This is a genomic window from Isoptericola sp. NPDC056134 (assembly GCF_042264825.1).
In the GTDB taxonomy this organism is placed as follows: Bacteria; Actinomycetota; Actinomycetes; order Actinomycetales; family Cellulomonadaceae; genus Isoptericola; species Isoptericola nanjingensis.
The window spans coordinates 415,054-423,347 of the sequence record NZ_JBHJVM010000001.1 but is presented as its reverse complement, the minus strand read 5'-3'; the positions used below and the strand labels follow the sequence as shown (position 1 = coordinate 423,347).

Here is an 8,294-nt window from a genome sequence, read left to right as displayed (position 1 = left end):
GGGGGGGCGGTGGCCCGCCGCGGGGGGGAGCAGTTTGGACGCCCGTAACGTGGTCCCGTCGGCCCGGGGGGGGGTTAGATGGGCCGGCCGGGGTCGGGGTGACGGCGCGCCCGCGCAGGGCGCGCCGTCAGGGGCGGATCGGCTCAGCCGAAGGTCACCTCCAGCGAGCCGTCCGCGGCGAAGGACCAGTCGAGGTCGCCCGCGTAGGCGCCGCACGCGGAGCCGTTGGAGCCGGACCAGAACTGGTTGGTGCCGTCGTCGCTGCCGACGATCCGGTCGTTCGACCCGCTGTCGCACGACACGTTGCCGCTGAACCGGTGCGTGCCCTCGTCGAAGTTGAAGTTGCGCTCCTCGTTGCCGATGCTCACGTTGTCGCTGACCGTGATCGAGCCCGGGTTGCTGTTGTACGTGAGCCCGTGCTTGCCGTTCTCGTAGGCGATGCTGCCCGTGATCACGTGGTCGACGGGGATGTCCTCGCCGCCCAGCTTGTAGCCGTTGCGGTCGCCGCTGCCGGCCTGCGAGCCGTCCGACAGGGTGCCGTTCTCGTAGGAGAGCGAGTCCTCGATGGTCACCACGCCGATGGGGCCCGTGTCGGACTTGGCGTACAGGTCCCAGCCGTCGTCGATGTTGTTGTGCGCCACGCAGTCGCGGAACACGTTGCCCTCGCCGACCGTCAGCTTGGCCGCGAAGCCGTCCGCGTCCTCGCCGTCGGAGTCGACGTTGTCGTAGGACTCCGAGCTGAGCACCAGGTTGTCCGACGGCCACTCCGCCTTCGGCGCACCGGCGACCAGGCGGGCGATCTGCAGGCCCGTGTCGGCGTTCCCGCGGGTGACGACGCGCTCGATCACGTTGTCGTCGCCGCCGAGCAGGATGCCGTTGTCGCCCGAGTTCTGCACGGTGATGCCGTACACGTGCCAGAAGTTGCCCCCGATGGCGAGGCCGCGGTTGGCGGAGTCCTCGGCCTGGGCGGAGAAGTCGAGCACCGGCTTCTCGCCCGGGTACGCCGACAGGAGCGTGCGCTCCGACGACGTCCCGTCGTTGCCCGGCTCGATCGTGAGCGTGTCGGCCAGGTCGTACTGGCCGCCGCGCAGGTAGATCGCCCCGCCCCGCTCGACGGCGGCGATCGCCGCGGCGACCGTCGTCGGGTCCGCCTCGGTGCCGGCCGCGCCGGCCGAGCCGTCGGGCGCGGCGTAGATGACCTCACCGCTCGGGGTCGGCGGGTCCGTCGGGTCCGTGGGGTCCGTCGGGTCCGTCGGCGGGTCCGTCGGGTCCGTGGAGCCCTGGCCGGCGTACGTCTCGAGCTCGGCCACCTTCGGTGTGCCGGAGGCGCCGGTGATCTCGAGGTCGAGCTTGCTCAGCGTGGTCGTGGGCAGGTTGACGACCCCCGCGCGGCTGCCGGTCGCGAGGACGGCGCCGTTGTCGTGGTTGACGATGCGGAACGCGGTGATCGTGCCCTCGGAGCCGGCCGCCTCGACGACCTTGGCCTGCGCCACCGTCTGCGGGGCGGCCCACTTGACGGACACGCGTCCCGTGGTGCTCGTCGGCGACCAGAAGGTGCTCAGGTTGCCGTCGGTCACGTTGCCGAAGCTGCTGCCCGACGCCTTGGTCGAGCCGTCCGCGCCGGCGCCCAGGCTGAGGTTGGTGCCGCTCGGCTCCTCCGTCGGCGGGTCGGTCGGCTCACCGGTCGGCGGGTCGGTGGGCTCCTCGGTCGGCGGGTCCGTGGGGTCGGTCGGGTCCGGCGTCGTCGCCTCGCACGAGCCGTCGGACACCTTGAGGCCCTTGTTCGCCCCGGCGGTCGCGGCGACGACGTCCGGCACGCAGCCGGCGTCGTCGAGCGAGTAGTCGTAGGGGATGCTGACCGTCGTCGTGGACGTCGGGTTCGGGCCGGCGGGGTTGTTGTCCTCGCCCGGCTCCGACCACGTGACGTTGTCGAAGGTGTTCCCGGCGACCTGCCAGTAGCCCGGCAGGTCGGTGTAGAACGTGCCGAGCACGTCCTTCGAGTCCTGGAAGTAGTTGTTGTCGACCTTCGCCTTGCCGCCGGCGCGCGCGTTGATCCCCGACTCGTGGATGTCGACGTAGTGGTTGTTGTAGATGTGGGCCGTCGCCCCGCGCAGCAAGGGGAGGCGAGAGTCGATGTTCTCGTAGAGGTTGTGGTGGTAGGTGACCGGCCCGTTGCCCAGGTCGCTGTCGCCCGAGCCGACGAGTCCGCCGCGGCCGGAGCCGCGGAGGATGCTGTAGGAGAGCGTCACGTACTTCGTGTCGCCCTTCATGTCGAAGAGGCCGTCGTAGCCCTCGGACTCGCCGCCCGAGGCCTCGAGCGTCACGTGGTCGGCCCACACGTTCGAGACGCCGGACTCCATGCCGATCGCGTCGCCGCCGTTGGACGTCGGGGAGCCCGACTTCTTGACGTTCTTGACCGTGACGTTCTGGATGATGATGTTGCTGGCCTCGCGGATGTGGATGCCCACCTGGTCGAACGTGGCGCCGCTGCCCACCCCGACGAGCGTGACGTTGCTGATCTGCTTCAGCTCGATCACGCCGTCCGCGGTGTTGCAGCTGTCTCCCGAGACCTTGCTCGTGTTGCCGTGGTTGATCGTGCCCTCGACCTGGATGGTGATCGGGGTGTCCTCCGAGGCGCGGCCGCACAGCGCCTCGTGGATCTGGGTGCCGGTCGTCGCCTTCACGACGGCGCCGCCGGAGCCGCCCGTCGTGCCACCGTTCTGGGTGGCGAACCCGGTCGGGCCGGTCTCTGCCGCCTGAGCGCCGGGGAGCGTCAGGGCGGTCACTCCGATCGCGGCGGCCAAGGACGTCGTCACCCCCGCCGCCAGGAGTCGTCGCGCTGCTTGCCGTCTCATCGTTGCTGCCTCACCTTCGTCGTCGAACGCGGGACTTGCAGCCGGTGCCGAGGCCGCTCCGCACGGCGGTACGGCCGCTGTCCGCCACCCACATTGGTTACGAACAGATCACAGCAACCGGTTTCTTGACCGTAGGGGACCGGTTTCCCGGAGCGCAACCCCCAATTTCACCCGGTGCCGGGTGGGGCTGACGGTTGACGGCGCCGCCGGGCGTCAGGCAGCGGGCTCCGCAGAGCTCCGGGCCCACCCGGCCAGGAGGTCGGCGACCTGCACGCGCGGATCGTGGCGGGAGTCCACCTGCCGCACCCCGAGGAGGGGCGGAGGAGCGGGCGACGCCGCGGCGGCGAGGCTCGCGGCCAGGACCGCGATCCGCTGCCGCGTGAGCGCGCTCTGCTCGTCGTGCACGACGACGACCGAGCGGTAGCCGTCGCTCCATCGCAGCACCGTCTCGGCCAGGGCCGGCACCAGCGGCTCGAGCGGCGGCGGGACGGCGGGGTCGCCGTCGAGCAGCCGGTCCAGGACCGCCACGACGTCCCGCAGGGTCAGGCCGGCCAGCTCCGGCACGCCGTCGGCCACCACGCCCGGGACGAGTGCGAGGAACCGGCCGACGGCAGCAGGGTCCGGCCGGCGCCGGTGCTTGAGGTGCGTCATCGCGACGAACGCGGCGAGGACGTCGCCCCGGCCTCGCAGGACCGCGACCGCGCGGCCGTGGTCGCGGCCGAGGCGCGACCCGTCGAGGTACGACGGCTCGCCCGTGAGCAGGTCGAGCACCCGCCCGGCGACGTGGTCGCGCTTGTCGACGACGTGCACCGTCGAGCGGCCCGCCAGCTCCGCCAGGAACCACTCCAACGCCTCCGGCTGCCCCGGCCGCAGGAGCAGGTGGGCCTTGTGCTCCCGTGTCCGACGGTGGTTGAACCGCGACCGCAGCGTGCCGAGCACCGCCGCCGCCTCCTCGCGGGTGAGGTCCACCCCCGCGTGCGCGATCACCGGCGACGCCGGGTCCAGCAGGTTCGTCCCGGAGAACCCCGACTCGTCGCACGCGATCTCCACGACGGCGGGCGCGGGCATGACGTCATCGTGGCGCGGCCGCCCGCGTGCCACCACCTCGTCCCGCCGACGCCCGCACCGCATGACACATGTCATGGCCCAGACGTGCGGTCGACACAGGAGCCGGTGACGGGGGGCACTACCAGGTGCTCCCCGCCCCGGGTGGACTGGGGACAAGCCCATGACGCCCGACACCCAGGGAGAACACCGTGAACCTCGTCGACACGTTCCAGGACCTGGTCGCCCAGGTCCCCGAGCTCGCCCAGCCGCTGATCGTCGCGGTCGCGGCCATGATCCCCTTCATCGAGGGGGAGGGCGGCGCGACCATCGGCATCCTCGGCGGGATCCACCCCGCCGTCGCGGCCGGCGCCGCGATGGTCGGCAACTTCCTCGCCGTGACCACCGTCGTGCTGGCCAGCGCCGGCGCCCGCGACGCGGTCGTGAACCGCCGTCGCGCGAAGACCCGGCAGCGCAGCGCCGTCCCGGTGGGTTCCGGTGCCGTGAAGGACGCGACGATCCCGGCCGAGCCGGCGGACGACCGACGCAGCGCCCGCCGGGCGAAGTTCCAGCGCGCGTACGAGCGCTACGGCGTCCCCGGCGTCAGCCTCCTCGGCCCGCTGCTGCTGCCGACCCACTTCACGGCCTCGATGCTGGTGGCGTCCGGCGTCGGCAAGGCCCGTGTGCTCGTCTGGCAGGCGGTGGCGATCGTCGGCTGGACCACGGTCACCGCCGTCGTCGCCAGCCGGTTGCTGAACCTCGTCTACTGAACCGTCTCCTGGGACGCCGTCAGCGCACGACGTCGTAGACGAGCTTGACCACGCCGTTCGCGCACGAGAGTTGACGGACACGTCGCGCGGAGGCGCTGATCTCGGGTGCGAGAAGGGCCTCCGGCCCGGGGACGTGGGAGGGACGTCCCGGGCCGGAGGCCCTTGCTGAATGGTGCGACGCGTCAGACCTTCGGGGTCGCGGTGGTCGTGCCGCCCCCGTTGGTCGTGGTCGGAGCGATCGTGACACGGTAGTTGTACTTGTGCGAGGCCGTGAACTTGTAGGTCTTCAGGCCGTACTTGTCCAGGGTGATCGTCTTGCGCGTGTGCCAGCCGGTGGAGTTCTTGTACTGCACCTTCACCTTGGCGTACGAGTACGAGTGCCAGCCGGACGGGGTGTACCTCTTCAGGCCGATCTTGACGGTCTTGTGGCTGCCGCTCGAGGTCACCTGGATGACGTTGCCGTACTTGAGCTTGCCGTCGATCGAGGACTTCATCATGAAGGTGCCGCTGGAGTACGAGGCGTCCTTGAGCGTGACGTCCGGCGTGGTCGAGTTGTAGTCGGTGTCGACCACCACGCGCACGTTCTTCACCTTGAAGGTGCCGCGGCCCCAGGACGACTTCGCGGCGATGTAGGTGTCCAGGCTCTTGTAGTTCTGCGAGGCGACCGAGCCCAGGTCGAGGTTCTTCGCGACGCGGGTGCTGCCGCGGTAGACGTCGGCGGAGATGTCGGCCCACCAGTACTGGCCGTAGCCGCTGAGGTTGCCGAGCTTCACGCTCGTGCGGACGTCGTAGTACTTCGTCGCGGAGTTGGTCCCCGTGCTGCCGTTGGAGGGCGTGACCTTGATCGAGGTCACGTCGATCGCCGGGGCGGTGGCTGCGGTCGCGGGAGCGACGGCGGTGCCGAGCAAGAGCGAGGCCGCCGCCACCGTAGTGACCGCGAGCTTGGACAGGATGCGCATGGGGACCCTTTCGAGGGGAGAAGTGAGCCGCGCGGATCCTATTCAGGTGCCCGTGATATGTGCCCGCCGAAACCACCGCCCGGACCGCCCAGGACCTGCAGTAGCGGATACCGGAGAGCGGCCTCGCCGGCGGGCCGACAGGTCGCGCAGGCCCGGGATGCCGGGCCTCGCGGGGGCTGATCGATCGGCCCCCGCCTCCCGCGCCGCCCTCCCGCGCGGCACGCTGCCGTCGCCCGAGGGCCGAAGATTTCACCCGCTCAGCGCACGCTCAGCCGCCTCCGTGGGTGCGCAGAGGGCCCGGGCCAGACAGACACCCGCTTCCTCACCGATCGGTAGGCATGAGGCGTCGGTTCTTCGACCTTCACCGCCTGAAACGGTCCGACGGTCCGAATCGCTGCCTGCTGAGCGGCGTCTTCAGCGGGCACACGCCGGTCGGGACGGCACCAGCTCGCCGGTAACGACGAAATGCTCTGGCCTGGCGCAACTGCTGAGCCCCGGGAGCGTCGAGCACACCCTGACCGGATCGTCAGACACCCCTGGACCCCGGCGGCACACCAGGAGGGGGTGCAGCGACGACGGAGAGCCGCCAGCCCCGCGACGGTCAGCGTGGCGAGCTGTGTTGCAGCGTTCCGAAGCCGGCGACTCGACGGCGCCTCCACGTGGCCACGCGACCACCGCAGACGGTCGCGGCGTTGCCCCGCCGGACAACTCCATGGGCTGAGGCCATGGCACCCCGTCCTCGCTGTTGGCACATGCTCCAGGCTTCTCGTGGAGGGTCGCCGCCAGGGCGAGCGGGGGTCGGCGAAGTAGACCGGCAGCCTCGTGGCCAGGGTCAGGGCGCCATGGCGGGCCATCTCGGCGCGGGTGCATGGACAACTCTCGCTCGGAGCACGGTCTACCCGACGACCGCCTCGTCAACGTCATCCTCCCGCTGCCCGCACGACGGGACTTCACCCCGGTTCGACGCCGGGAAGCGGGGCCCGCGCCGTCGCCCAGCCAGATCGCACCCCGCGGAACGCAGAAAGTCCCGGCCAGGAGAACCTGACCGGGACTTTCCGAAGGTGTTCCGACCCTGAAGCCGAAACCCTCCTCACGTGCGCGAGGGGGGAGTTGAACCCCCACGCCCTCTCGGGCACACGGACCTGAACCGTGCGCGTCTGCCTATTCCGCCACTCGCGCGTGCCGCAGAAGATTAGCACGGCGCGGGGGGTGCTCCCCAATCGCCTGGCGAGGGCCTCGCGCACCCCGGAAAGGGCATGGTCCCGCCACTGGTGGCGAGCGTGGCGGCCGTCACCGCACCGTGACCTGCCGGTCCCGCTTCTGCGCCGAGCGTTCGCAGGAAATCCACACCGCGCGGAGGAGTGGTGCTGCGGCGCTGCCTACGATCTAGATAGTCTGCCCGCGGACGTGTCGGGCCAATGGGAGGAGGTGGCATGGGCGCCCTGGATCGCTTCGAGAAAGGCGTGGAGCGCGTGATGAACAACGCGTTCGCGAAGGTGGGTCGCAACAGCGAGATCAAGCCGGTCGAGCTGGCGAGCCGCCTGCGGCGCGAGATCGACGACCGCGCTGCCGTCGTCGGGCGCGACCGCACGGTCGTGCCGAACGAGTTCACGATCGAGCTGTCGTCCGCGGACTTCTCGCAGATCGACGCCTGGGGCGCGGAGACGATGGCCGACGAGCTGGCCACGAACCTCACCGAGTACGCCGCCTCGCAGCACTACGCCTTCGTGGGCCCGGTCAGCGTGTCGTTCGAGGAGCACGAGGACCTGCCGGGCGGTCGCTTCCAGCTGCGCTCCGCGACCGTGCGCGGCAACGTCGCCCCCGCCACGTCGGCGGCGCCGTCCACCCGCCACCCCCTCATCGACATCGACGGCCAGCGCTACCTGCTCACCGGCCCCGTGACGGTCATCGGCCGCGACGCCGAGGCCGACATCGTCGTCGACGACCCGGGCGTCTCGCGCCGCCACCTGGAGATCCGCGTGACGCCGGACGGCGTCGTCGCGACCGACCTCGGCTCCACGAACGGACTGTTCGTCGAGGGCCACCAGGTGCCCGCGGCCACGCTGCTCGACGGGAACACCCTGACCATCGGCCGTACCCGCATCATGTTCTGGACCGGCAGCGCCTCGGGCCAGCAGAACGAAGGCTGGTGATCCCCCCAGGATGAGTGAGCTGACGATCACCCTGCTGCGGCTGGGCTACCTGGTGCTGCTCTGGGTGTTCGTGCTCTCCGCGATCGCGGTGCTGCGGCGCGACCTGGCGCCCCGGGGCGCCCCGCGCGCCTCCAAGTCCGAACGCCGTCGCGCGGAGGCCGCACCCGCACCCTCCGCGGGCGCCGCGGCCGCAGCAGCACCCGCGCCCGCCCGGCGCGGCGGGCCCACGCGCCTGGTCGTGACGACCGGCCCGCTGGCCGGCACGACCCTTCCGCTGTCCTCGGCGTCGATCCTCATCGGCCGGTCGCCGGGCTGCACCCTCGTGCTCGACGACGACTACTCGTCGTCGCGCCACGCCCGCATCTTCCCGCAGGGCGACCAGTGGTACGTGGAGGACCTCGGGTCGACGAACGGCACCTTCATCGGGGACGCCCAGGTGTCGGGACCGCAGCCGCTGGCGCCGGGTGTCGGCGTCCGGATCGGCCAGTCCGTCGTCGAGCTCCAGGGGTGACC

6 protein-coding genes and 1 tRNA gene are annotated in these 8,294 nt (G+C 71.2%); 3 read left to right on the top strand and 4 right to left on the bottom strand.

Going from position 1 to position 8,294, the window contains the following annotated elements:
• Window positions 1-143: 143 nt before the first annotated feature.
• Both ACFCZN_RS01865 and ACFCZN_RS01860 read right to left on the bottom strand, forming a co-directional pair.
• Window positions 144-2,855, bottom strand: coding sequence for a polysaccharide lyase family 1 protein (locus ACFCZN_RS01865; protein WP_430555627.1), 2,712 nt, complete (start codon window positions 2,853-2,855; stop codon window positions 144-146).
• A 213-nt stretch (window positions 2,856-3,068) separates the two neighbouring features.
• Window positions 3,069-3,923 carry a DUF3800 domain-containing protein gene (locus tag ACFCZN_RS01860; protein WP_430555626.1) on the bottom strand — a complete coding sequence of 285 codons (855 nt, stop codon included), beginning with the start codon at window positions 3,921-3,923 and terminating at the stop codon, window positions 3,069-3,071.
• Window positions 3,924-4,111: 188 nt separating this feature from the next.
• Between ACFCZN_RS01860 and ACFCZN_RS01855 the strand changes: the two genes are divergently transcribed.
• A complete protein-coding gene (locus tag ACFCZN_RS01855) occupies window positions 4,112-4,669 on the top strand; it encodes a small multidrug efflux protein (protein ID WP_430555625.1) in 558 nt (185 codons plus the stop codon).
• Window positions 4,670-4,851: 182 nt separating this feature from the next.
• Here ACFCZN_RS01855 and ACFCZN_RS01850 read toward each other — a convergent pair whose 3' ends face one another.
• Together ACFCZN_RS01850 and ACFCZN_RS01845 are read right to left on the bottom strand one after the other, a co-directional pair.
• Window positions 4,852-5,628 carry a hypothetical protein gene (locus tag ACFCZN_RS01850; protein ID WP_429762787.1) on the bottom strand — a complete coding sequence of 259 codons (777 nt, stop codon included), beginning with the start codon at window positions 5,626-5,628 and terminating at the stop codon, window positions 4,852-4,854.
• A gap of 1,095 nt (window positions 5,629-6,723) precedes the next feature.
• Window positions 6,724-6,807: transfer RNA gene (locus tag ACFCZN_RS01845), tRNA-Leu, on the bottom strand.
• A 254-nt stretch (window positions 6,808-7,061) separates the two neighbouring features.
• On the opposite strand from ACFCZN_RS01845, the gene ACFCZN_RS01840 reads away from it, so the two are divergent.
• Both ACFCZN_RS01840 and ACFCZN_RS01835 read left to right on the top strand, forming a co-directional pair.
• Window positions 7,062-7,781 carry an FhaA domain-containing protein gene (locus ACFCZN_RS01840; RefSeq protein WP_429762788.1) on the top strand — a complete coding sequence of 240 codons (720 nt, stop codon included), beginning with the start codon at window positions 7,062-7,064 and terminating at the stop codon, window positions 7,779-7,781.
• Between the two features lie 10 nt (window positions 7,782-7,791).
• The gene (locus ACFCZN_RS01835; RefSeq protein ID WP_430555624.1) at window positions 7,792-8,292 is read left to right on the top strand and encodes an FHA domain-containing protein; all 501 of its coding nucleotides are present in this window, start codon (window positions 7,792-7,794) and stop codon (window positions 8,290-8,292) included.
• Window positions 8,293-8,294: the final 2 nt, after the last annotated feature.

Excerpts from the sequence above, each read along its gene's own strand:
- ACFCZN_RS01860 (WP_430555626.1), bottom strand. The coding sequence starts at position 3,923 with ATGCCCGCGCCCGCCGTCGTGGAGATCGCGTGCGACGAGTCGGGGTTC.
- ACFCZN_RS01850 (WP_429762787.1), bottom strand. The coding sequence starts at position 5,628 with ATGCGCATCCTGTCCAAGCTCGCGGTCACTACGGTGGCGGCGGCCTCG.
- ACFCZN_RS01840 (WP_429762788.1), top strand. The coding sequence starts at position 7,062 with ATGGGCGCCCTGGATCGCTTCGAGAAAGGCGTGGAGCGCGTGATGAAC.
- ACFCZN_RS01865 (WP_430555627.1), bottom strand. The coding sequence starts at position 2,855 with ATGAGACGGCAAGCAGCGCGACGACTCCTGGCGGCGGGGGTGACGACG.
- ACFCZN_RS01835 (WP_430555624.1), top strand. The coding sequence starts at position 7,792 with ATGAGTGAGCTGACGATCACCCTGCTGCGGCTGGGCTACCTGGTGCTG.